The following is a 22,057-nucleotide window of genomic DNA, read 5'->3' as shown; positions in this document are numbered from 1 at the left end:
GACTCCCCACCATGCGTACCGGTCGGTATGCTCGGCGCACGGCGGCGGGCACCGCCGCCGTCACCCACCCCGGGAGGACCCGTGTCCCGCACCGCACTGCGCATCTGCCCCCTGTGCGAGGCCACCTGCGGCCTGACGCTCACCATCGAGGGGACCAAGGTCACCGGCGCCCGCGGCGACCGCGACGACGTCTTCAGCAAGGGGTTCATCTGCCCCAAGGGCGCCGCCTTCGGCGCCGTCGACGCGGACCCCGACCGGCTGCGCACCCCGCTCGTGCGCCGGGACGGCGTCCTGCGCGAGGCCACCTGGGAGGAGGCCTTCGACGCCGTGGCCGCCGGCCTCCGCACAGTCGTCGAGCGGGACGGGCCGGACGCGGTGGGCATCGTGCTCGGCAACCCCAACGTGCACACCATGGCCGGCGCCCTCTACCCGCCGGTCCTCCTCGCCGGCCTGCGCACCCGCAGCCTGTTCACCGCCTCCACGGTCGACCAGATGCCCAAGCACGTCTCCAGCGGACTCCTGTACGGCGACGCCAACGCGATCCCCGTACCGGACCTCGACCACACCGCGCACCTGCTGCTGATCGGGGCCAACCCGCTGGATTCCAACGGCAGTCTGTGCACCGCCCCCGACTTCCCCGGCCGGCTGAAGGCCCTCAAGGCCCGCGGCGGCACCCTCACCGTCGTCGACCCGCGCCGCACCCGCACCGCCCGGCTCGCCGACCGGCACATCGCCATCCGGCCCGGCACGGACGCGCTGCTCCTCGCGGCGATCGCGCACACGCTGTTCGAGGAAGACCTCACCGACCCGGGGGAGCTCGCCCCGCACCTCCAGGGTCTCGGTGAACTCCGGGACGCGCTGCGGGACTTCACACCCGAGGCCGTCGCCGGGGCGTGCGACGTGGACGCCGGCACCATCCGGACCCTCGCCCGGGAGCTCGCCGCCGCCCCCACCGCCGCCGTCTACGGGCGCATCGGCAGCTGCACCGTCCCGCACGGCACCCTGGCCAGCTGGCTCGTGGACGTCTGCACCATCCTCACCGGCAACCTCGACCGCCCCGGCGGCGCCCTCTTCCCGCAGGCCGCCACCGACCGCACGCCCCGCCCGGCCGGACCCGGCCACGGCTTCGCGCTGGGCCGCTGGCGCTCCCGGGTGAGCGGCCACCCCGAGGCCAAGGGCGAACTGCCGCTCTCCGCGCTCGCCGAGGAGATCGACACCGCCACCGACGAGGGCACGCCCGTCCGCGCCCTGATCGCCGTCGCCGCCAACCCCGTGCTCTCCGCGCCCGACGGCGACCGCCTCGACAAGGCGCTGGACTCCCTGGAGTTCATGGTCAGCGTCGACCCCTATCTCAACGAGACCTCCCGGCACGCGCACGTGGTCCTCCCGCCGCCCCCGCCGTCGCAGAGCCCGCACCACGACTTCGCCTTCAACACCCTCGCCGTGCGCAACCAGGTCCGCTACACCCGGCCCGCGATCGCGCTGGAGCCGGGCCGTATGGCCGAGACCGAGATCATGGCCCGGCTCGTCCTGGCCGCGACCGGCCTGCACGGCACCGACCCCTCCGCCGTGGACGACATGGTCATCGGGCAGACCCTCGGCAAGGCCGTCGCCGAACCGCACTCCCCGGTGCACGGCCGCGACCCGCGCGAACTCGCCGCCCTCCTCACGGGCGTCAGCGGCCCCGAGCGGCGCCTCGACATGATGCTGCGCCTCGGCCCCTACGGCGACGGCTTCGGCGCCCGGCCGGACGGGCTCACCCTCGACCGGCTCCTCGCCCACCCGCACGGCATCGACCTGGGGCCCCTCGCCTCCCGGCTGCCGCAGCCGCTGAAGACCGTCAGCGGCCAGGTGGAGCTGCTGCCCGAACCCCTCGCGGGCGACCTGCCCCGGCTCAGGGCGGCCCTGCGCGAACGCCCCGACGGACTCGTCCTGGTCGGCCGCCGGCACCTGCGCTCCAACAACAGCTGGATGCACAACGTGCCCGCCCTCACCGGCGGTTCCAACCGCTGCACCCTGCACATCCACCCCGACGACGCCGAACGCCTCGGCGTCCGCGACGGGGCACCCGTACGCCTGAAGGGCGCCGGGGGAGAGGTGACCGCGCCCGCCGAGGTCACCGACGCCGTGCGCCCCGGCGTGGTGAGCCTGCCGCACGGCTGGGGCCACGACCGCCCCGGCACCCGGCTGGGCCACGCCTCCGGCGACCCCGGCGTCAACGTCAACCAGCTCCTCGACGGCCGCGCGCTCGACCCGCTGTCCGGCAACGCGGTGCTCAACGGCGTGCCCGTCGAGGTGTCACCGGTGGCCGAAACGATCAGCGCGCTGACCTGAGCAAAGCTCTGACCTGGAGTTCTGCGCTTATTGCTCGCATGTCAACGTCTTGTTAACGCCGTTCGGCGGGACCTAACGTCCAACGCACCGCCGGCCCTGGTGGGTCGTTCAAAGGCGAACGTTAGGTATCCATTCATGCTGACCATTCTCGGCTTCGCCATGATCGCGACCTTCCTGGTCCTGATCATGATGAAGAAGATGTCACCGATCGCGGCACTCGTGCTGATCCCGGCCGCGTTCTGCGTCTTCGTCGGAAAGGGCGCGAAGCTCGGCGACTACGTCATCGACGGCGTCACCAGCCTCGCGCCCACCGCGGCGATGCTCATGTTCGCGATCGTCTACTTCGGGGTGATGATCGACGTCGGCCTGTTCGACCCGATCGTGCGGGGCATCCTGCGGTTCTGCAAGGCCGACCCGATGCGGATCGTCGTCGGCACGGCGGTCCTCGCCGCGGTCGTCTCGCTCGACGGCGACGGCTCGACCACCTTCATGATCACGGTCTCGGCGATGTACCCGCTGTACAAGCGCCTGAAGATGAGCCTGGTCGTGATGACCGGCGTCGCCGCGATGGCCAACGGTGTGATGAACACGCTGCCTTGGGGCGGCCCGACCGCCCGCGCCGCCACCGCGCTCAAGGTCGACGCCGGCGACGTCTTCGTCCCGATGATCCCGGCCCTCGCCGTGGGCCTGCTGGCCGTCCTCGTCCTGTCGTACGTCCTCGGGGTGCGCGAGCGCAGGCGCCTCGGCGTGCTCGCCCTGGACGAGGTCCTGGTGACGGAGAAGGAGACCGAGACGGTCCTCGTGGGCGCCGGCGGCGCGACGGCCGGCTCCCCGGCGGTCGGCGACAGTTCGGGCACCGGCGCCGAGGGCACCGCCCCAGACGGCGCCGAGGGCACCGGCTCGGACAGCACCGGCTCGGACGGCGCCGACGACGAGCGCTTCGCCGCGCTCGACCCGGACCGGCCCACCCCGCGCCCCCGCCTCTACTGGTTCAACGCGCTGCTCACGGTCGCCCTGCTGACCGCCATGATCATGGAACTGCTGCCCATCCCGGTGCTGTTCCTGCTCGGCGCCGCGCTCGCCCTCTCCGTGAACTTCCCGCACATCCCGGACCAGAAGGCCCGCCTGGCCGCCCACGCCGACAACGTCCTCAACGTCTCCGGCATGGTCTTCGCCGCCGCCGTCTTCACCGGTGTCCTCCAGGGCACGGGCATGGTGGACCACATGGCCACATGGATGGTGGACGTCATCCCCGAGGGCATGGGCCCGCACATGGCCCTGGTCACCGGGGTGCTGAGCCTCCCGCTCACCTACTTCATGTCCAACGACGGCTTCTACTTCGGTGTCCTGCCCGTCCTCGCCGAGGCCGGGGCCGCGCACGGAGTCACCCCGCTGGAGATGGCCCGCGCCTCCCTGGTCGGCCAGCCGCTGCACATGTCGAGTCCGCTCGTCCCGGCCGTCTACGTCCTCGTCGGCATGGCCAAGGTCGAGTTCGGCGACCACACGCGGTTCGTGGTGAAGTGGGCCGCGCTCACCTGCCTCGTCGTCCTCGCGGCGGGCGTCCTCTTCGGAATCGTCTGATCCCCAGGCCCCGTTCGGCCCGTCCCGGAAGGAGACGACCATGAAGCCCGGTGGGAGCCGCGGCTGGCTGCTCCGCCTCGTCATCGCCTTCAGCTTCGCGCAGGGGGCGGTGTCGATGGCCCGGCCCGCCGTCTCCTACCGGGCCCTCGCGCTCGGCGCCGACGAGCGGGCGGTCGGCGTGATCGCGGGGGTGTACGCCCTGCTCCCGCTGTTCGCCGCGGTCCCGCTGGGCCGTCGCACCGACCACGGGCGCTGTGCGCCGCTGCTGCCGGCCGGAGTCGTGCTGATATCCGGCGGCTGCGCGCTCAGCGGCCTGGCCGGCTCGCTGGGCGCGATGGCCGTCTGGAGCGGTGTGATGGGCCTCGGCCACCTCTGCTTCGTCATCGGCGCGCAGTCCCTCGTCGCCCGGCAGTCCGCCCCGCACGAACAGGACCGCAACTTCGGGCACTTCACCATCGGCGCCTCCCTCGGCCAGTTGGTCGGGCCGATCGCGGCGGGCGCGCTGATCGGCGGCCCGGACCGGGCGCACGGCAGCGCGCTCGCCCTGCTGGTGGCGGGCGCCGGATGCGCGGTCGCCTTCTCCTCGCTGTGGCGCATAGAGAGCCGTACGGCCGACGGGTCCCTGACGACGCCGGGGGACCGGGTGCCCGTCCGGCGCATCCTGCGCGCACGGGGCGTCCCCGCGGGCATCTTCGTCAGCCTCTCCGTGCTCTCCGCCACCGACATCCTCACCGCCTACCTTCCGGTGGTCGGCGAGCACCGGGGCATCGCGCCCTCCGTGATCGGCGTCCTGCTCAGCCTGCGCGCCGCCGCGACCATCGCCTGCCGGCTGGTCCTGACGCCCCTGCTGCGGCTGCTCGGCCGCACGGCGCTGCTGACCGTCACCTGCCTGCTCGGCGCCCTGCTGTGCGCGGGTGTCGCGCTGCCGGTGCCGGTGTGGGCGCTCGCCGCGATGCTGACGGTGCTCGGGTTCTGCCTCGGCGTCGGCCAGCCGCTGTCCATGACGACGGTCGTCCAGGCGGCCCCCGAGGGTGCCCGCTCCACCGCCCTCGCGCTGCGGCTGACCGGCAACCGCCTCGGGCAGGTCGCCGCCCCGGCGTCGGCGGGCCTGGTGGCGGGACTGGCCGGGGTGGCGGCGCCGTTCGTGATGCTGGGGGCGCTGCTGCTGGTCTCGGCGGGGACGGCCCTGCGCTCGCCCGCGCGGCCGGCCGGAGAGGCGGGGGACGACGGCGCGCGACGCGGACCGGAGGCCGTGTTGCGTCGAAAGAGTGGTATCTGATGGCCCGTAAGGCCCTGCTTCCACGATCTTGAAGGGCAGATGTGAAAGAGAGTCAGAGACGAGCGATTTGTACGAAAATCGTCTGACTCGGAGGACTCGCATGCCCACCACGCCTCTTCGACGCCGAGCCGCGCGCATCGCCGCCGTCACGGCGCTCACCGCCGCGCTGACCCCGCTCACCGGGCTGCCGTCGGCCGGAGCCGCCGCTCCGATGGCCCCGGGGGACAACGGCACCGTCAAGATCCACACGGCGCCGTGGGACGGGGTCCGGCGCACGGACTACGGCGACGCCATCGACGAGCCCAGGGTCTGCCGCTTCTACCTCGACCTGGCGAACTTCGAGACCGTCGGGACCGTGACCTGGAACATCGTGACTCAGCCGACGGTCCCGAGCGGAGCCACGCTCAACGGCACCGTGACCCTCAACCGGGGCATCGGGCACAGCGAGGACCTGACACTGCCGGACGGCCAGTACCGGCTCACCTGGGAGTTCACGGGTGCCACCGCCCCCAACCGGGAGAAGACCTTCACCGTCGACTGCCGGGCCTCCATGTCGACCCCCTCGCCCGCCCCGCAGGGCGGACCGGCCGCCGGGGGTGGCGGCATCGCCCGTGACCAGGCCTTCACCACGGTCGCCGGTGCCGCCGCCGTCGGCCTGACCGCCGTGGGCGGGGTGATGTGGTTCCGGCTCCGTCGCCGGTCGCATGGCGCGTAGACGGCGCCGGCCCTGGTACCGCAGGCGCGCCTACCGGCTGGCCAGGACGGCGGTCCTGGCCGTCGTCCTGGCGGTGGGCGGCAGCCGGATCGCCCACCGGGAAGGCCCCGGAGCCGGCACGGCCGCGCCGGCTCCGGAGCCCCGGGCCGTCGAGGCCGGTGACGCGCGCCCCGGGGCCTCCCCCGACCCGTCCACCTCCGCACCCCCCGGGACCGCCGGCCCCGGGACCCCGTCCCCGCGTCCGGCGCGCACGTCCGCCGCGCCCCGCCCCGAGGCGGCGTCCGGGCGCCCGGCGCCCCGCACGCTGCCCCGCTCGCGGGCGACCCGCATCGTCATCCCCTACATCGGCGTCGACGCCGACCTCATGGACCTGGGCCTGGACAGCGAGCGCCGGCTGACCACACCGCCCGAGGACAAGCCCGAACTGGCCGGCTGGTATACGGACGGGCCGTCCCCCGGGGAGCCGGGCACCGCCGTCGCCGTGGGCCACCTGGACACCAACACCGGCCCCGCCGTCTTCGGCGGCCTCGGTGAGCTCAAGCGCGGCAAGCGGGTCGAGGTCCGGCGCGCCGACGGGCGCACCGCCGTCTACACGGTCGACGCCATCAAGTCGTACGAGAAGGACAAGTTCCCCAACCGGCTGGTCTACGGCACGCGCAACCGTCCGGAGCTGCGGCTCATCACCTGCGGCGGCAACTACGACCGCAGGACCGGCTACTCGGGCAACGTGGTCGTCTTCGCGCATCTCACCGGCACCCGGGAACCCGCGCGCAAGGGCTGAACGGGAGCGTCCGCTTTCTCACGTGCTGGACCGCGCAGCCCGATCCCGCCCGTTCCCTTCCCCCGGCCGCACACATTCCGTTAACTTCCGTGACTCACACGCCCCGTACGACCGCACGAGGCGATCGAGTGAGCCCCCGGGGGCATCCGCCATGACACGCGCCATTTCTCTGCACGCCGTGAGCAAGTCGTACACGCGGGGCGCCCGCATCGTCGACCGGCTCTCGCTGGACATCCGGCCCGGTGAGTTCCTCGTCCTGCTCGGGCCCTCCGGATGCGGCAAGTCCACCGTGCTCCGCATGATCGCCGGACTGGAGGAGATCGACGACGGCGAACTGTTCCTGGACGGCGAGTACGCCAACGATCTGCTGCCCGCGGACCGCCGGATGGCCATGGTCTTCCAGAACTTCGCGCTCTACCCGAGCATGACCAGCCGCGACAACATCGGCTTCCCGCTGCGCATCGAGTCGCCCGGCGCCGACCCCCGCCCGCGCGTCGAGGCCACCGCCCGCCTGCTCGGCATCGAGGAACTGCTCGACCGCTTCCCCGGCCAGCTCTCCGGCGGGGAGCGCCAGCGCGTCGCCATGGGCCGGGCCATCGCCCGCCGCCCCACCGCGTTCCTGATGGACGAGCCGCTGTCCAACCTCGACGCCAAGCTCCGCAACCATCTGCGCGCCGAGATATCGGGCCTGACCCGCACGCTCGGCGTCACCACGGTGTACGTCACCCACGACCAGGCCGAGGCCATGTCGCTCGGCGACCGGGTCGCCGTGCTGCGCGGCGGCGTCCTCCAGCAGGTCGGCACCCCGCGCACGGTGTACGCGCTGCCCCGCAACGTCTTCGTCGCCGCCTTCATCGGCACCCCGCGCATCAACCTGCTGCGCGGCGTCGTCCGCGCCCCGCTCGACGGCGCCATGACCATCAGCCTCGGCAAGCAGTACCTGCGGCTGCCCGAACCCCTCAGCCTGGACCACCAGTTGCTCCGGGTGCAGCAGGGCCGCGAGGTCATCGTGGGCCTGCGCTCGGAGGCCGTGCGGATCGGCGACCGGGCCGCCGCCCGGCCCGGCGAGGCGCACATCACGGGACTGGTCGAGCATCTGGAGTTCCAGGGGCACGAGATGCTCGTCCACTTCAACACCGGCTCCCGGCCCGCCGTCGTCCCCTACCTGGAGGCGCCGCGTCCCGCCCCGCCGCACCGGCGGCGCCGCCGCGGGGGCGGCACCGTGCTGGAGCGGCTGCGCGGCCGGGCGGGCGCCCTGCGGGCCGGCCCGGTGGCGACGGTGGAGGAACCCACCGGTCCGGCCGGCGAACCGGCGCCGCCCGAGGGGCGGCTCCCGGGCGACCTCATCGTGCGCACCACCCCCGACCTCGCGCTGCGGCACGGGATGCAGGTGCCGCTGCTCGTGGACATCGCCCACCTGTTCGTCTTCGACCAGCACGGCGACCGGATCTGTCCCGCCCCGGCGCGGCTGCCGGACCTGGAGGAGTGACGGCGTGAAGGTGGCTCCTGGAGCGGGCCGATCCCCCGGGGTCCCTGGCGCGCTAAAACTATCGCCGCTAGTTTATGGACCGGATGACCACAGCCGGAACGACGAACGCGGCGGCGGCCGGTCGACGGCCCGCCCCGGGAGGAACCGCCATGAAGGCACACGACGGCATGTACATCGACGGAGCCTGGCGCCCCGCCGCCGGCCAGGACGTCATCGAGGTGGTGAACCCGGCCGACGAGCAGGTCATCGGGACGGTTCCGGCCGGCACCGCCGCCGACATCGACGCCGCCGTACGGGCCGCCCGGGCCGCGCTGCCGGGGTGGGCCGCCACCCCGCCCGCCGAGCGCGCCGCGCGGCTGACCGCGCTGCGGGACGTCCTCGACGCCCGCCGGGACGAGATCGCCACGACGGTCACCGCCGAACTCGGCGCCCCGCTGAAGTTCTCCCAGGCCGTCCACGCGGCCGTGCCGATCGCGGTGGCCGGTTCGTACGCGGAGCTGGCGGGCACGTACGCGTTCGAGGAGAAGGTCGGCAACTCGACCGTGTACCACGAGCCGATCGGCGTGGTCGGCGCCATCACGCCCTGGAACTACCCGCTCCACCAGATCGTCGCCAAGGCCGCCCCGGCGCTCGCCGCGGGCTGCACGATCGTCGTGAAGCCCGCCGAGAACACCCCGCTGGTCGCCCAGCTGTTCGCCGAGGCGGTGCACGAGGCCGGGCTCCCCGCGGGCGTCTTCAACCTGGTCACCGGGCTCGGCCCGGTCGCCGGGCAGGCGCTCGCCGAGCACCCGGGCGTCGACCTGGTCTCCTTCACCGGCTCCACGGCCGTCGGGCGGCGGATCGCCTCGGTGGCCGGCGCCGCCGTCAAGAAGGTCGCCCTGGAGCTCGGCGGCAAGTCGGCCAACGTCGTCCTGCCGGGCGCCGACCTGGCCAAGGCGGTCAACGTCGGTGTCGCCAACGTGATGTCCAACTCCGGCCAGACGTGCAGCGCCTGGACCCGCATGCTGGTCCACCGCGACCGGTACGACGAGGCCGTGGAGCTGGCCGCGCAGGCCGCCGCGAAGTACGGCGAGCGCATCGGCCCCGTGGTCAGCGCCCGGCAGCAGGAGCGGGTGCTCGGCTACATCGAGAAGGGCGTCGCCGAAGGGGCCCGGATGGTGGCGGGCGGCCCGGAAGCGCCGCGCGAGAAGGGCTACTTCGTCAGCCCGACCGTCTTCGCCGACGTCGGTCCCGACATGACGATCGCCCAGGAGGAGATCTTCGGGCCGGTCCTGTCGATCCTGCGTTACGAGGACGAGGAGGACGCCCTGCGGATCGCCAACGGGACCGTGTACGGTCTCGCGGGTGCCGTCTGGGCCGCTGACGACGCACAGGCCGTGGCCTTCGCGCGCCGCATGGACACCGGCCAGGTCGACATCAACGGAGGCCGGTTCAACCCGCTGGCCCCCTTCGGCGGCTACAAGCAGTCGGGCGTCGGCCGGGAACTGGGCGCACACGGCCTGACCGAGTACCTCCAGACCAAGTCCCTGCAGTTCTGAGGCCCGCCACCAGCCCTTCTAGGACCGAGGAGTCGTCCGCCATGGCCGTCCGCGCCGCCGTCCTGCCCGCCGTCGGGGCCCCGCTCGAGGTCACCGAGATCGTCCTGCCCGACCCCGGACCCGGCCAGGTCCGCGTCCGGCTCGCCGCCGCCGGTGTCTGCCACTCCGACCTGTCCCTGTCCGACGGGACGATGCGCGTCCCCGTCCCCGCCGTGCTCGGCCATGAGGGCGCGGGCACCGTCGTCGCCGTCGGCGAGGGCGTCGCCGGTGTCGCCCCCGGCGACCGGGTCGTCCTGAACTGGGCTCCGTCCTGCGGGAGTTGCCACGCCTGCGGGCTGGGCGAGGTGTGGCTGTGCGCCAACGCGCTGAACGGCGCCGCGAACGTCCACGCCCGGACCGCCGACGGCACCGAGCTCCACCCCGGCCTCAACGTCGCGGCGTTCGCGGAGGAGACGGTCGTCCCGGTGAACTGCGTCCTGCCCCTGCCGGACGGGGTGCCGCTCACCGACGCCGCCCTGCTGGGCTGCGCCGTCCTCACCGGCTACGGCGCCGTGCACCACTCGGCGCGGGTCCGGGCCGGCGAGAGCGTCGCCGTGTTCGGCGTCGGGGGCGTGGGCCTGGCCGCGCTCCAGTCCGCCCGGATCGCGGGCGCCGGACGGATCGTGGCCGTCGACGTCTCCCCGGCGAAGGAGGAACTGGCACGCGCGGCGGGCGCCACCGACTACGTCGTCGCCTCCGAGCACACCGCCCGGGAGATCCGCGGCCTGACCGGCCGGCAGGGCGTGGACGTCGCCGTCGAGTGCGTGGGCCGCGCCACCACGATCCGCGCCGCCTGGGACTCCACCCGGCGCGGCGGCCGCACCACGGTCGTCGGCATCGGCGGCAAGGACCAGCAGGTCACCTTCAACGCTCTGGAGATCTTCCACTGGGGCCGCACCCTCGCGGGCTGTGTCTACGGCAACTCCGACCCGGCGCGGGACGTGCCCGTCCTCGCCGGACACGCCCGGGAGGGCCGCCTCGACCTCGGCGCCCTGGTGACGGAGCGGATCGCCCTGGACGGCATCCCGGCCGCCTTCGAGAACATGCTCGCCGGCAAGGGAGGCCGGGCCCTGGTCGTCTTCTGACCGGCCCCGGCGCTCAGGGCCCGGTCACAGCGACTCGTGGGTCCGCCCGGTGCGCGGTGCCCCGGCCACCACCCGGGCGGCCCGCGAGCCCGACCGCGACACGGCGACGCCGGCCAGGCACAACGCCCCGCCCGCCAGCGTGAACGGCCCGGGCACCTCGTCCAGCGCCAGCCACGACATCAGGACCACCAGCGCGGGCACCGCGTAGGTCGTCGCGCCCATCCGGCTGGCGGTCGTGCGGGCCAGGGCGTACGCCCAGGTGGTGAAGGCCACCGCGAGCGAGAACACCCCCAGGTAGACCATGTGGAGCGTGGCCGGCAGCGAGGCGTCCCCCACCTCCGTGACCAGTCGGCCGGCGAACGGCAGGCACAGCACCGCGCCCACCAGGCACCCGTACGTCGTCACCTGGAGGGCGCTGGCGTGGCCCAGCGCCGGCTTCTGCGCCACGACCCCGCCCGCGTACCCCACGGCGGCCAGCAGGCACAGTCCCACACCCAGCACCGAGGAACCGCCCCCGCCCGACATCGACACGCCCACGGTCACCGCACCGGCGAAGGAGACCGCCATCCCGGCCAGCAGCCGCGGCGGCATCGGGTCGCCGAGCAGCCGGGCGCCCAGCAGGGCGATGAGGAGGGGCCCGACGTTCACCACCAGGGCCGCCGTGCCCGCGTCGACCTCCTGCTCGCCCCAGTTCAGCACCACGCTGTAGAGGCCGAACCAGAGGAAGCCCGATATCGCGACACCGGGCCAGGCCGCCCGGGGCGGCGGTCCCTCGCGCCGGATCAGGCAGAGGGCGCCCAGCACCGCGGCGCCGACGAGCAGCCGTCCGAGCGCCAGCGCGCCCGGGGAGTACTCCTCGCCCGCGCGGCGGATCGACACGAACGCCGAGGCCCACAGCACGACGGTGACGGTGGCGGCGCCCGCGGCGAGCAGCCCGGTACGGCGGGACGGGGAGGCGAGGGAGGCGGTCATCAAGGCTCCGGGCGTCGGGAGGAGTCGGGTGGGGACCGGTGGATCGTGGACCGGGAACGGGGCTCGGCGAAAGTGGTTTTCGGACGGCGGCCTTCAGCTGCGGACGGCGGCCTTCAGCGAAGGGCGCCCACCTCGACGCCGAGCAGGCCGAGGAACGCCCGCTGTCTCGTCGGCGATGGGCGCCGCGAGCCGGGCGAGCCGCGGTGCCTGGGGTTCCCTGGTGGCCATGCCTGCCAGGACGGGGCACGGACGTTTCGGCCGGCGCCGAACGGTCCGTTCGCCCGCGTCAGCTCTCGCCGGCCAGGCGCGCGTACTGCAGGGCCAGCCCGTCCAGCAGGGCGGCGAGGCCCGTCTCGAAGGCCCGCTCGTCGACCTTCTCCTGCTGCTCGGCGAGGAGGTGGGCCTGGCCGAGGTGGGGGTAGTCCGCGGGGTCGTACGCGCTGGCGTCGTCCACGAAACCGCCCGCGAAGGAGCCGAGCGCCGAGCCCATGATGAAGTACCGCATCAGCGCGCCGATGGAGGTGGCCTGGGACGCGGGCCAGCCCGCCTCGACCATCGCGCCGTAGACGGCGTCCGCGAGCCGCAGCGCGGCCGGGCGGCGGCCGGGGCCGCGGGCCAGCACCGGGACGATGTTGGGGTGGTCGCGCAGGGCCGCCCGGTAGGAGACGGCCCAGTCGTGCAGCGCGGTCCGCCAGTCGCGGCCGTCCTCGAACATCGACAGGTCGACCTGGGCGCTCACCGAGTCGGCGACCGCCTCCAGGATCTCGTCCTTGGTGCGGAAGTGGTTGTACAGGGAGGGGCCGCTGACGCCCAGCTCGGCGGCGAGCCGACGCGTGGAGAGAGCCGACAGGCCTTCCGTGTCCACGAGTTCGCGGGCCGTCGCGACGATCCGGTCGTAGTTGAGGAGGGGCTTGCGCGGTCGGGCCATGGCGCACATAGTAGGGCTGCCCGATGGAAACTAGCAGTGTTAGTTTAATGGTGAGGTGTCCGCCGCATGAACCTGGAGCTCAGCGAGGAGCAGGCCGCCGTCCGCCGGCTCGCCGGGGACTTCGTCGCACGTGAGATCGCCCCGCACGCCGTCGCCTGGGACCGCGCCGAGGAGGTGGACCGCTCGATCGTCAAGAAGCTCGGCGAGGTCGGCTTCCTGGGCCTGACCATCGACGAGGAGTACGGCGGCTCGGGCGGCGACCACCTCGCGTACTGCCTGGTCACCGAGGAGCTGGGGCGGGGCGACTCGTCCGTGCGCGGCATCGTGTCCGTCTCGCTGGGCCTGGTCGCCAAGACGATCGCGGCCTGGGGCAGCGAGGAGCAGAAGCGGCGCTGGCTGCCCGGGCTCACCGCGGGCGAGCTGGTCGGCTGCTTCGGCCTCACCGAGCCGGGCACCGGCTCCGACGCGGGCAGCCTCGCCACGCGGGCCGTACGCGACGGCGACGACTACGTCATCTCCGGCACCAAGATGTTCATCACCAACGGCACCTGGGCCGACGTCGTCCTGCTCTTCGCCCGCTCCACGGACGCCCCCGGCCACAAGGGCGTCTCCGCGTTCCTGGTGCCCACGGACACGCCCGGCCTGACCCGCCGCACCGTCCACGGCAAGCTCGGTCTGCGCGGCCAGGCCACCGCCGAACTCGTCCTCGACGGGGTGCGTGTGCCCGCGTCGGCCCGGGTGGGCGAGGAGGGCAAGGGATTCTCCGTCGCCATGTCGGCGCTGGCCAAGGGCCGGATGTCGGTCGCCGCGGGCTGCGTGGGCATCGCCCAGGCCGCGCTCGACGCCGCCGTGCGCTACGCGGGGGAGCGCGAGCAGTTCGGCAAGCCCATCGCCGGGCACCAGCTCGTCCAGGAGCTGATCAGCGACATCGCCGTCGACGTGGACGCGGCCCGGTTGCTGACCTGGCGGGTGGCCGACCTGATCGACCGCGGGCAGCCGTTCGCCGTGGAGTCCTCCAAGGCCAAGCTGTTCGCCTCCGAGGCCGCCGTCCGCGCCGCCAACAACGCCCTGCAGGTCTTCGGCGGCTACGGCTACATCGACGAGTACCCGGTGGGCAAGCTGCTGCGCGACGCCCGCGTGATGACCCTCTACGAGGGCACCAGCCAGATCCAGAAGCTGGTCATCGGCCGGGCGCTCACCGGGGTCTCCGCGTTCTGAGCACCGGCTGAGGCGTTCTGAGTACCGGCTGAGTACCTCCCGGGTGCCTCTGGGTACTTCGACGGATGCCGGACCGGCCGCGGCGGCCCGAGCATGGGCCCATGAGTGACGCATCGGGCAAGCCCCACAACACCGCGGCCTTCTACGGCCAGGCCGTCGCCTCCTTCGCGGTCGCCATGGCCGCGACCGCGATCGGCATCTTCAAGCTGAACGCCGACGCCTGGGTGCGGGCCTTCCTGGCGATCGCCGTGCTCTACCTCGTCACCTCCGCGTTCACCCTCGCCAAGGTGATCCGGGACCGCCAGGACGCGACGGCACCGCCCGCCTACCCGCCCTTCCCCAAGCACTGAGGCCCCGGGGCCGTACCGCGCGCTAAGCGCCCGCTCACCTGGGGCGGTATGGTGGAGCCTCTGTCAGCGAGAGGGGCGAGTGAGCGATGAGTACGGCGGAGGACACGGCCGGCGGCGAGACGTCGGCGTGGGGTGAGGTCACGCCCGACGCGGCCCGGCGGCTGCTGATCGCCGCCGTGGAGGCCTTCGCCGAGCGCGGCTACCACGCCACCACGACCCGGGACATCGCGGGCCGGGCGGGCATGAGCCCCGCGGCGCTCTACATCCACTACAAGACCAAGGAGGAGCTCCTCCACCGGATCAGCCGCATCGGCCACGAGAAGGCGCTGGACATCCTGCGCACGGCGGCCCGGCGCGAGGGCACCCCCGCCGAGCGGCTCGCCGACGCGGTCGGTTCCTTCGTCCGCTGGCACGCGGGCGGGCGCACCACCGCCCGGGTCGTGCAGTACGAACTCGACTCGCTGGGTCCCGACGCCCGCGCCGAGATCCTCGCGCTGCGCCGGCAGTGCGACGCCGAGGTGCGCGGGATCATCGAGGACGGCGTGGCGGCCGGCGACTTCGACGTCCTGGACGTCAAGGGCACCACCCTCGCCGTCCTGTCCCTGTGCATCGACGTGGCGCGCTGGTTCAGCGTGTCCGGCCCCTGGACGCCGGACGAGGTCGGCGCGCTGTACGCCGACCTCGTGCTGCGGATGGTCGGGGCGAAGTAGCCGCCCAGGGGGCGTCTCGCCGATCATGCCGGGCTCCCGGTGCCCGGCCTGATCGACAGGACATCCCCTAGAGGTAGTACCGGGCCACGGACTCGGCCACGCAGACCGGCTTGTCCCCGCCCTCGCGCTCCACGGTGAAGGCGACGCTGACCTGCACACCGCCCGCCACGTCCGTGACGTCCGTGATGACGGCGGTGGCGCGCAGCCGCGAGCCGACCGGGACCGGGGCGGGGAAACGCACCTTGTTGGTGCCGTAGTTGACGCCCATCTTCACGCCCTCGACGGCGATCAGCTGGGGGCCGAACAGCGGCAGCAGCGACAGGGTGAGGTAGCCGTGGGCGATCGTCGTCCCGAACGGGCCGGAGGCGGCCTTCTCCGGGTCGACGTGGATCCACTGGTGGTCGCCGGTGGCCTCCGCGAACGTGTCGATCCGCTTCTGGTCGACGTCCAGCCAGTCCGTGTACCCCAGCTGCTCGCCCACCGCCGCCTTCAGGTCGTCGGCGCCGGTGAAGATCCTCGGCTCTGCCATGTCCAGGCCTCTCGCGTCACGTGTCTCGGAAGGGCAACTCTAAGCAACTGCTTAGCATGCTAGGTGGCCGGATGCCTGTCAACGGACCGGGGGAGTGACACGGGTGGGTAGGTTGGGGGCGTGCCCCAGATCCCCGAGAAGATCCACGAGCTCACGGTCGGCCAGTTGTCCGCCCGCAGCGGTGCCGCGGTGTCCGCCCTGCACTTCTACGAGTCCAAGGGCCTGATCACCAGCCGCCGCACCTCCGGGAACCAGCGCCGCTACACCCGTGACACCCTGCGCCGGGTCGCCTTCGTCCGGGCCGCGCAGCGCGTCGGCATCCCGCTGGCCACGATCCGGCAGGCGCTCGCCGAACTCCCCGAGGAGCGCACACCCACCCGCGAGGACTGGGCGCGGCTGTCGGAGGCGTGGCGCTCGGAGCTCGACGAACGCATCAGCCGGCTCAACCGCCTGCGCGACCACCTGACCGACTGCATCGGCTGCGGCTGTCTCTCCCTCGACGGCTGCGTCCTGTCCAACCCGGACGACATCACCGGTGAACGGCTGACGGGCTCGCGCCTGCTGGCGGAGCAGAGGGGGAACAGGCGGCGGCAGGACGCCGACCGTCGCTGACCGCACGTCACATCGTCTTCGCGGGACCGGAGTGCGGGAGCCACTTCAGGGCCTCGCTCACCAAGCGGGCGTTGGAGTCAGCCGGTTCGCCGTCCGGCAGGAACAGCGTGTCCTCCAGGCCGACGCGGGTCGCCAGGCCCAGCCGGCCCGCCAGCCGCAGCACCGGCCACGCGCCCCCGTCCTCCCCGTGCAGCAGCACCGGGCGGTCGTGGGCGGGCCCCAGGTCGGCGAGCAGCGCCCGGGCCGTCGTCACCGCGCTGCCGGGATCGGCGTCGGTCACCTCGGCCAGCACCCGCAGCACCCTCGGGCCCAACGGGGACGCGGCGAACCGGGTCGCACCGTCCGTGCCGGACCAGATGCCCGCCTCCACGCCCACACCCCGCTCCAGCAGCGCGGCGGCCACCTCCTCGGCGCCCGGTTCGTGCCAGTTGACCGAGGCGTGGTCGGGCAGGACCGTCCAGCCGCGGACGCGCGCCACCCGCGCCGCCGGGTCCGGTTCCGCCCAGGCCCCCGTCGTCACCCCGACCGGCACCCGCACCCGGTCCCTCAGCGCGGTGAGCACCGGGGTCAGTACACGCGCGGACAGAGTGTCCTGCCCGCAGGGGGACTTGGGGTGGACGTGCACGTCCGTGGCCCCGGCGGCGACCGCGTCGGCGGCCGACTCCGCGAGGGCCGAAGGCGTCAGCGGCACATGCGCTCCGTCGCCCGCGCCCCGGGAACCGTTCAGACAGACCTGGACCATGTGCCGATGGTGCCAGGCGGCACCGACAGCGCCAGGACGCGGCCGCGCGTCCCGAGGGCCCGAGGGAGGGGGTGCGGCATCCCCGGCGCACCCCCGACGTGCTTGAGGATCCCCCTGGGAGGGGGCGTCCCCCCCTACGCGGACACGAGCATGCGCTGTCCGCGCCGCGCCGTCGCCAGCGCTTCCGGTGTGAGAACCGGACGCGGCACCACGATGCCGCAGTCCGTGCAGACCGGGCCGGACGACGGTTCATGGGCCAGGTCGTACTTCCAGACCAGCCGGTCCCCGTCGCACACCGGGCAGTTCGTGCCCGGCGCGCGCTCCAGCGCGGAGATCAGCTTGCGCAGCACGTCGGCCAGCGGCCCCCGCGGGTGCACCCGGGGGTCGTCGCACCAGGCGACGCCGAACCCGCCCCAGGTCAGCCGGTGCCAGTCGTCCACGCTGCCCGGCCTGCGCAGTCCGTCGTGCTTCTCCTTCTTGCGCCGCTCGGCGAACGCGACCTCGTAGGCCAGCCAGACCGAACGCGCCTCTTCCAGCTCCTCCAACGCGGCCACGAGCCGCGCCGGCTCAGGAGACCGGTCCTCCGGACCGAATCCCGCCCGGGAGCACAAGTGGTCCCAGGTCGCCCTGTGCCCGTACGGTGCGAACCGCTCCAGGCACTTGCGCAGTGAATAACGCCGCAGTGCCAGGTCGCACCGCGGATCGCGCACCTGTCTCGCCAGACTCCGGAAACCTGCCATCGCCCTGCACCTCCGTCACATCTGCACCTGTACTTCGGTCACTTCGGCGACACCGCGCCTCCTTCCCGCGCGGCGTTGACGAATAGACGTATCGACAAGCGATTCGGCTCCATCCGTTGTCCGACGACCTCCCCAGCGAGTCCTGCCGACTCGGAAACCTGACGCATGTTCATCTTCAATCCCGGGGATACCGCCGGTAACGTCCCGGCCCACCCTCGTCGGTAGGAGCTGCCATGCCACGGCGTACCCCACGCAACGCCCCAGCCGTACCGAGAACTCCCGGCGGATTCCCCGGGTTCCTGAAGGCCGCATCCGTATGCATGTTGATTGCCGGTCTTTTGTCACCTCTTTCCCCGGCGGTGCCCGTGTCCCAGGCCGCCGCCGAGCCGGCCGCCGTGACCGACCACTGCGGCGGACGCTGCTCCGACATCCTCCCGCCGGGCCAGAACGGCAACGCGACCCTGGCCCAGATCCTGCTCAACCAGGCCTTCGGCACCCTGCCCGAGCACGCGTCCGACCAGCTCGGCCCGTACGCCGCCCTGGCCAAGGGCCACCCGGGACTCACCGACGCCACCCTCAGCACCTTCTTCGGCGACGCCTCCTTCGGCGTCCCGTCCGACCAGGTCGCCTCCACCCTCAAGCCCGCCGGACGCGCCGACGTGACGATCGTCCGGGACAAGAAGACGGGCGTGCCGCACATCACGGGGACCACCCGCTACGGCACCGAGTTCGGGGCGGGCTACGCGGCCGCCCAGGACCGGCTGTGGCTGATGGACGTCTTCCGGCACGTCGGACGCGGCCAGTTGACCTCCTTCGCCGGCGGGGCACCCTCCAATCAGGGGCTTGAACAGCAGTTCTGGCGCAGCGCGCCCTACACCGAGGCCGAACTGCAGGCGCAGATCGACAGCGCCGTCGCCAAGGGCGGCGACCGCGGCCGGCAGGCCCTCGCCGACGCCACGGCCTACCTCGACGGTGTCAACAGCTACATCGACGCCTCCGACAGCGGCCGCTACTTCCCCGGCGAGTACGTCCTGACCGGCCACAAGGACTCGATCACCAACGCCGGCACCATCGAGCACTTCAAGCTGACGGACCTGGTCGCGCTCGCCTCCGTCATCGGCGCCCTGTTCGGCTCCGGGGGCGGCGGCGAGGTCGACAACGCGCTCTCCCTGCTGGCCGCCCAGGAGAAGTACGGCGTCGTCGAGGGCACCCGGCTGTGGGAGTCGTTCCGGCAGCGCAACGACCCCGAGGCAGCCGTCACCGTCCACGGCAAGAGCTTCCCGTACGCCACGAAGCCCGCCGACCCGCAGGGCACGGCCCTGCCCGACGCCGGCTCGGTGACCGACGAGCAACTGGTGTACGACCGGACCGGCAGCGCGGCCGGCGCCGCCGCGGGCGGTGCCTCCGCGACGGCCGCCGCCGCCCTCGGCTCGGCCCGGCGGGGCATGTCCAACGCGCTGGTCGTCAGCGGCGAGCACACCGCGAGCGGCCACCCGATCGCCGTCTTCGGGCCGCAGACCGGCTACTTCGCGCCCCAGCTGCTGCTGCTCCAGGAGATCCAGGGCCCGGGCATCAGCGCGCGCGGCGCCTCCTTCGCGGGCCTGAGCATGTACGTCGAGCTCGGCCGCGGACAGGACTACGCGTGGAGCGCCACGACCTCCGGCCAGGACATCATCGACACCTACGCCGTCGAGCTCTGCCAGGACGATCACCACTACCTCTACCGCGGCACCTGCACGGCGATGGACAAGGTCGAGCGGAAGAACGCCTGGAAGCCGACCACCGCCGACGGCACCGCCGCGGGCTCGTACACGATGCGGGTGTGGCGCACCGAGTACGGCCCGGTGACGCACCGCGCGACAGTCGGCGGCAAGAAGGTCGCCTACACCAGTCTGCGTTCGTCGTATCTGCACGAGGTCGACTCGATCATCGGCTTCCAGATGCTGAACGACCCCGACTACGTCAAGGGCCCTGCCGACTTCCAGCGGGCCACACAGCACATCAACTTCACCTTCAACTGGTTCTACGCCGACTCCGCGCACACCGCGTACCACAACAGCGGCGACAACCCGGTCCGGGCGGCCGGCGTCGACGCGGACTTCCCGGTCTGGGCGCGCCCGGCCCACGAGTGGCGGGGCTGGAACCCGGCGGGGAACACCGCGCAGTACACCCCGCCGTCCGAGCACCCCAACTCCGTCGACCAGGACTACTACATCTCCTGGAACAACAAGCAGGCCGCCGACTACAGCACCGCGCCCTGGGGCGACGGCTCCGTCCACCGGGGCGACCTGCTGGACGACCGGGTGCGCGCGCTGGTCGGCAAGGGCGGTGTGACCCGGGCCGCGCTGGTGAAGGCGATGGCCGACGCCGGCCTCGCCGACCTGCGCGCCGAGGACGTCCTGCCCGGTCTGCTGAGGGTCGTCACCAGCGCGCCGGTGACCGACTCCCAGGCCGCCGCGGCGGTGACCAGGCTCCAGGCGTGGGTCGCGGGGGGCGCCCGGCGCACCGAGACCTCGGCCGGCTCCAAGAAGTACGCCGACGCCGACGCGATCCGCATCCTGGACGCCTGGTGGCCGCGGCTGGTGAAGGCCGAGTTCGAACCCGGGCTCGGCAGCACCCTGTACACGGCGATGCAGCGCAACCTGCCCGTCGACGAGGCCCCGTCCGCCGGGCACGGCCCCACCGGATCGCACGCCGGCAGCTCCTTCCAGTACGGCTGGTGGAGCTATGTCGACAAGGACATCCGGGCGGTGCTCGGTGAGCCGGTCCGGGGGCCGCTCGACCGCGTGTACTGCGGCGGCGGCAGCCTGACCGCCTGCCGGGACCTGCTGATCGGCACCCTGAAGGAGGCGGCCGGCCGCACGGCGGCCCAGGTCTACCCCGGCGACGACCAATGCGCGGCGGGCGACCAGTGGTGCGCCGACGCGATCGTCCAGCGCACCCTGGGCGGCATCAGGCACGGGAAGATCAGCTGGCAGAACCGGCCGACGTACCAGCAGGTCGCGGAGTTCACCTCGCACCGGTGACCCGGCGGAGACCTGGCGCGGAGGCCGCGACCCCAGCGCCAGGTCTCACCGGTACAGCAGATACTCCTTGCGGACCCGGCGGAACGCCGCCAGTTCCCGCTGCCAGCCCGCCACCACCTCGTCGGTGTCCGCGCCCGCGTCGATCATCGTGCGCACCTGGGTGGACCCGGTGAGCTTGTCGATCCAGTTGTCCGCACGCCAGGCGAAGCCGCTCCAGGTCCGCTTGGCCGTCACCAGCAGCGCGATGCCGGTGCGCACCGGGTCGAACGCGGCCCGGTCGTGCACATGGAGCTGCACACCGCCGATGGTCTTCCCCTGGAACTTGGAGAAGGTCGGCGCGAAATACGCCTCCCTGAACCGCACGCCGGGCAGCCCGAGTCCGTTGACGGCCGCCGCCCAGCGCCCGTCGACGCCGTCCGCGCCGAGCAGTTCGAACGGGCGGGTGGTGCCGCGCCCCTCCGACAGATTGGTGCCCTCGAACAGACAGGTGCCCGCGTACACGAGCGCGGTGTCCGGGGTGGGCATGTTGGGGCTCGGCGGCACCCAGGGCAGCCCCGAGGCGTCGTAGAAGTCCGAGCGCTTCCAGCCCGTCATCCGCACGGTCTCCAGCGGCACGGGGGTGTCCAGGAACTCCCCGTTGAACAGCAGCGCCAGCTCGGCGACCGTCATGCCGTGCGCCTGCGCGATGGGCCGGCGGCCGACGAAGGTGGCGAACTCCTCGTGCAGGACGGGCCCCAGGGCGGCCCGGCCGGTGACCGGGTTGGGCCGGTCCAGCACGACGAAGCGCTTCCCGGTGAGCTGGGCCGCCTCCATGCAGTCGTAGAGGGTCCAGATGTACGTGTAGAAGCGGGCGCCGGCGTCCTGGATGTCGAAGACGACCGTGTCGACGCCGGACGCGGTGAAGACGTCGGCCAGCGGCCGGCCGCTCTTGAGGTAGGTGTCGTACACCGGCAGCCCGGTGGCCGGGTCGTCGTAGCGGCCCTCCGAGCCGCCCGCCTGCGCGGTGCCGCGGAAACCGTGCTCGGGGCCGAAGACGGCCGTCAGGTTCACCCGGTCGTCGGCGTGCATGACGTCCACCATGTGGCGGACGTCCCGGGTCACGCCGGTAGGGTTGGTGACGATCCCGACCTTCTGCCCGTCGAGGAGCGCGTAGCCGTCCGCCGAGAGCCGTTCGAAACCGGTGCGCAGGCGTGGGGGGCGCGGTGCCGCCGAGGCCGGCGAGGAGACGGAGGCCGCTGTCGCCGCCGTGGTCGCTGCGAGAAGAGCTCGTCTGGAGAGGCGCATGGGGTGCACCGTATGGCCCGTGCGGAGCGCAGGGAAGGTGGCGGAGCGGGTGGCGCGCGCCCTTCCCTGGCACATACCGACCGGTTAGTCTGACCGTGCCAGAGC

19 protein-coding genes are annotated in these 22,057 nt (G+C 73.1%); 13 read left to right on the top strand and 6 right to left on the bottom strand.

Annotated features, from left to right (window positions below; all coding sequences use genetic code 11):
• Positions 1 to 81: 81 nt before the first annotated feature.
• The 8 genes from ACFRAC_RS16640 to ACFRAC_RS16605 all read left to right on the top strand — a co-directional run bounded on the left by ACFRAC_RS16640 (position 82) and on the right by ACFRAC_RS16605 (position 10,841).
• Positions 82 to 2,334: a molybdopterin oxidoreductase family protein gene (locus tag ACFRAC_RS16640; RefSeq protein ID WP_382924607.1), complete on the top strand. Its 2,253-nt coding sequence runs from the start codon at positions 82 to 84 to the stop codon at positions 2,332 to 2,334.
• A gap of 135 nt (positions 2,335 to 2,469) precedes the next feature.
• The gene (locus ACFRAC_RS16635) at positions 2,470 to 3,915 is read left to right on the top strand and encodes a CitMHS family transporter (protein ID WP_382924606.1); all 1,446 of its coding nucleotides are present in this window, start codon (positions 2,470 to 2,472) and stop codon (positions 3,913 to 3,915) included.
• 40 nt (positions 3,916 to 3,955) lie between these two features.
• Entirely contained in the window at positions 3,956 to 5,194 is a 1,239-nt protein-coding gene (locus tag ACFRAC_RS16630; RefSeq protein ID WP_382924605.1) for an MFS transporter, read from the top strand.
• Between the two features lie 100 nt (positions 5,195 to 5,294).
• Entirely contained in the window at positions 5,295 to 5,909 is a 615-nt protein-coding gene (locus ACFRAC_RS16625; protein WP_361339797.1) for a hypothetical protein, read from the top strand.
• The gene (locus ACFRAC_RS16620; RefSeq protein WP_382924604.1) at positions 5,899 to 6,690 is read left to right on the top strand and encodes a class F sortase; all 792 of its coding nucleotides are present in this window, start codon (positions 5,899 to 5,901) and stop codon (positions 6,688 to 6,690) included. Before ACFRAC_RS16625 ends, ACFRAC_RS16620 begins: the two co-directional genes overlap by 11 nt.
• 151 nt (positions 6,691 to 6,841) lie before the next feature.
• Positions 6,842 to 8,179, top strand: a complete 1,338-nt coding sequence (locus ACFRAC_RS16615; RefSeq protein ID WP_382924603.1) for an ABC transporter ATP-binding protein — start codon at positions 6,842 to 6,844, stop codon at positions 8,177 to 8,179.
• Positions 8,180 to 8,328: 149 nt separating this feature from the next.
• A complete protein-coding gene (locus tag ACFRAC_RS16610) occupies positions 8,329 to 9,717 on the top strand; it encodes an aldehyde dehydrogenase family protein (RefSeq protein ID WP_382924602.1) in 1,389 nt (462 codons plus the stop codon).
• Positions 9,718 to 9,758: 41 nt separating this feature from the next.
• Positions 9,759 to 10,841 carry a Zn-dependent alcohol dehydrogenase gene (locus ACFRAC_RS16605; protein ID WP_382924601.1) on the top strand — a complete coding sequence of 361 codons (1,083 nt, stop codon included), beginning with the start codon at positions 9,759 to 9,761 and terminating at the stop codon, positions 10,839 to 10,841.
• Positions 10,842 to 10,865: 24 nt separating this feature from the next.
• Here ACFRAC_RS16605 and ACFRAC_RS16600 read toward each other — a convergent pair whose 3' ends face one another.
• Both ACFRAC_RS16600 and ACFRAC_RS16595 read right to left on the bottom strand, forming a co-directional pair.
• Positions 10,866 to 11,813: a DMT family transporter gene (locus tag ACFRAC_RS16600; RefSeq protein WP_382924600.1), complete on the bottom strand. Its 948-nt coding sequence runs from the start codon at positions 11,811 to 11,813 to the stop codon at positions 10,866 to 10,868.
• Positions 11,814 to 12,099: 286 nt separating this feature from the next.
• The gene (locus ACFRAC_RS16595; protein ID WP_361339812.1) at positions 12,100 to 12,741 is read right to left on the bottom strand and encodes a TetR/AcrR family transcriptional regulator; all 642 of its coding nucleotides are present in this window, start codon (positions 12,739 to 12,741) and stop codon (positions 12,100 to 12,102) included.
• A 66-nt stretch (positions 12,742 to 12,807) separates the two neighbouring features.
• Here ACFRAC_RS16595 and ACFRAC_RS16590 point away from each other — a divergent pair, with 66 nt between their 5' ends.
• The 3 genes from ACFRAC_RS16590 (at position 12,808) to ACFRAC_RS16580 (ending at position 15,019) form a co-directional block, all read left to right on the top strand.
• A complete protein-coding gene (locus ACFRAC_RS16590) occupies positions 12,808 to 13,959 on the top strand; it encodes an acyl-CoA dehydrogenase family protein (protein ID WP_382924599.1) in 1,152 nt (383 codons plus the stop codon).
• 101 nt (positions 13,960 to 14,060) lie between these two features.
• Positions 14,061 to 14,309: a YiaA/YiaB family inner membrane protein gene (locus ACFRAC_RS16585; protein WP_361339817.1), complete on the top strand. Its 249-nt coding sequence runs from the start codon at positions 14,061 to 14,063 to the stop codon at positions 14,307 to 14,309.
• An 86-nt stretch (positions 14,310 to 14,395) separates the two neighbouring features.
• A complete protein-coding gene (locus tag ACFRAC_RS16580; protein ID WP_382924598.1) occupies positions 14,396 to 15,019 on the top strand; it encodes a TetR/AcrR family transcriptional regulator in 624 nt (207 codons plus the stop codon).
• Between the two features lie 67 nt (positions 15,020 to 15,086).
• Here the strand turns inward: ACFRAC_RS16580 and ACFRAC_RS16575 are convergent, their stop codons facing one another.
• Positions 15,087 to 15,548: a MaoC family dehydratase gene (locus tag ACFRAC_RS16575; RefSeq protein ID WP_382924597.1), complete on the bottom strand. Its 462-nt coding sequence runs from the start codon at positions 15,546 to 15,548 to the stop codon at positions 15,087 to 15,089.
• Positions 15,549 to 15,668: 120 nt separating this feature from the next.
• Between ACFRAC_RS16575 and soxR the strand changes: the two genes are divergently transcribed.
• Positions 15,669 to 16,160, top strand: a complete 492-nt coding sequence (gene soxR / locus ACFRAC_RS16570) for a redox-sensitive transcriptional activator SoxR (RefSeq protein ID WP_382924596.1) — start codon at positions 15,669 to 15,671, stop codon at positions 16,158 to 16,160.
• A gap of 7 nt (positions 16,161 to 16,167) precedes the next feature.
• Here the strand turns inward: soxR and ACFRAC_RS16565 are convergent, their stop codons facing one another.
• Complete coding sequence (locus tag ACFRAC_RS16565; RefSeq protein ID WP_382924595.1) at positions 16,168 to 16,902, bottom strand: 3-keto-5-aminohexanoate cleavage protein; 735 nt, start codon at positions 16,900 to 16,902, stop codon at positions 16,168 to 16,170.
• Positions 16,903 to 17,036: 134 nt separating this feature from the next.
• Entirely contained in the window at positions 17,037 to 17,642 is a 606-nt protein-coding gene (locus ACFRAC_RS16560) for a hypothetical protein (RefSeq protein ID WP_382924594.1), read from the bottom strand.
• 233 nt (positions 17,643 to 17,875) lie between these two features.
• Here ACFRAC_RS16560 and ACFRAC_RS16555 point away from each other — a divergent pair, with 233 nt between their 5' ends.
• The gene (locus tag ACFRAC_RS16555) at positions 17,876 to 20,668 is read left to right on the top strand and encodes a penicillin acylase family protein (RefSeq protein WP_382924593.1); all 2,793 of its coding nucleotides are present in this window, start codon (positions 17,876 to 17,878) and stop codon (positions 20,666 to 20,668) included.
• 45 nt (positions 20,669 to 20,713) lie between these two features.
• Here ACFRAC_RS16555 and ACFRAC_RS16550 read toward each other — a convergent pair whose 3' ends face one another.
• Positions 20,714 to 21,952 (bottom strand): exo-beta-N-acetylmuramidase NamZ domain-containing protein, encoded by a 1,239-nt coding sequence (locus ACFRAC_RS16550; RefSeq protein WP_382924592.1) that lies wholly within the window; start codon positions 21,950 to 21,952, stop codon positions 20,714 to 20,716.
• Positions 21,953 to 22,057: the final 105 nt, after the last annotated feature.

Origin of the sequence: Streptomyces sp. NPDC056628, from assembly GCF_042792555.1 — a bacterium.
GTDB lineage: Bacteria > Actinomycetota > Actinomycetes > Streptomycetales > Streptomycetaceae > Streptomyces.
This window is presented reverse-complemented; position numbering and strand designations above follow the sequence as displayed.

Coding starts and splice junctions, on each gene's coding strand:
- ACFRAC_RS16635 (WP_382924606.1), top strand. CDS start 2,470: ATGCTGACCATTCTCGGCTTCGCCATGATCGCGACCTTCCTGGTCCTG.
- ACFRAC_RS16630 (WP_382924605.1), top strand. CDS start 3,956: ATGAAGCCCGGTGGGAGCCGCGGCTGGCTGCTCCGCCTCGTCATCGCC.
- ACFRAC_RS16625 (WP_361339797.1), top strand. CDS start 5,295: ATGCCCACCACGCCTCTTCGACGCCGAGCCGCGCGCATCGCCGCCGTC.
- ACFRAC_RS16620 (WP_382924604.1), top strand. CDS start 5,899: ATGGCGCGTAGACGGCGCCGGCCCTGGTACCGCAGGCGCGCCTACCGG.
- ACFRAC_RS16615 (WP_382924603.1), top strand. CDS start 6,842: ATGACACGCGCCATTTCTCTGCACGCCGTGAGCAAGTCGTACACGCGG.
- ACFRAC_RS16610 (WP_382924602.1), top strand. CDS start 8,329: ATGAAGGCACACGACGGCATGTACATCGACGGAGCCTGGCGCCCCGCC.
- ACFRAC_RS16605 (WP_382924601.1), top strand. CDS start 9,759: ATGGCCGTCCGCGCCGCCGTCCTGCCCGCCGTCGGGGCCCCGCTCGAG.
- ACFRAC_RS16600 (WP_382924600.1), bottom strand. CDS start 11,813: ATGACCGCCTCCCTCGCCTCCCCGTCCCGCCGTACCGGGCTGCTCGCC.
- ACFRAC_RS16595 (WP_361339812.1), bottom strand. CDS start 12,741: ATGGCCCGACCGCGCAAGCCCCTCCTCAACTACGACCGGATCGTCGCG.
- ACFRAC_RS16590 (WP_382924599.1), top strand. CDS start 12,808: ATGAACCTGGAGCTCAGCGAGGAGCAGGCCGCCGTCCGCCGGCTCGCC.
- ACFRAC_RS16585 (WP_361339817.1), top strand. CDS start 14,061: ATGAGTGACGCATCGGGCAAGCCCCACAACACCGCGGCCTTCTACGGC.
- ACFRAC_RS16580 (WP_382924598.1), top strand. CDS start 14,396: ATGAGTACGGCGGAGGACACGGCCGGCGGCGAGACGTCGGCGTGGGGT.
- ACFRAC_RS16575 (WP_382924597.1), bottom strand. CDS start 15,548: ATGGCAGAGCCGAGGATCTTCACCGGCGCCGACGACCTGAAGGCGGCG.
- ACFRAC_RS16565 (WP_382924595.1), bottom strand. CDS start 16,902: ATGGTCCAGGTCTGTCTGAACGGTTCCCGGGGCGCGGGCGACGGAGCG.
- ACFRAC_RS16560 (WP_382924594.1), bottom strand. CDS start 17,642: ATGGCAGGTTTCCGGAGTCTGGCGAGACAGGTGCGCGATCCGCGGTGC.
- ACFRAC_RS16555 (WP_382924593.1), top strand. CDS start 17,876: ATGCCACGGCGTACCCCACGCAACGCCCCAGCCGTACCGAGAACTCCC.
- ACFRAC_RS16550 (WP_382924592.1), bottom strand. CDS start 21,952: ATGCGCCTCTCCAGACGAGCTCTTCTCGCAGCGACCACGGCGGCGACA.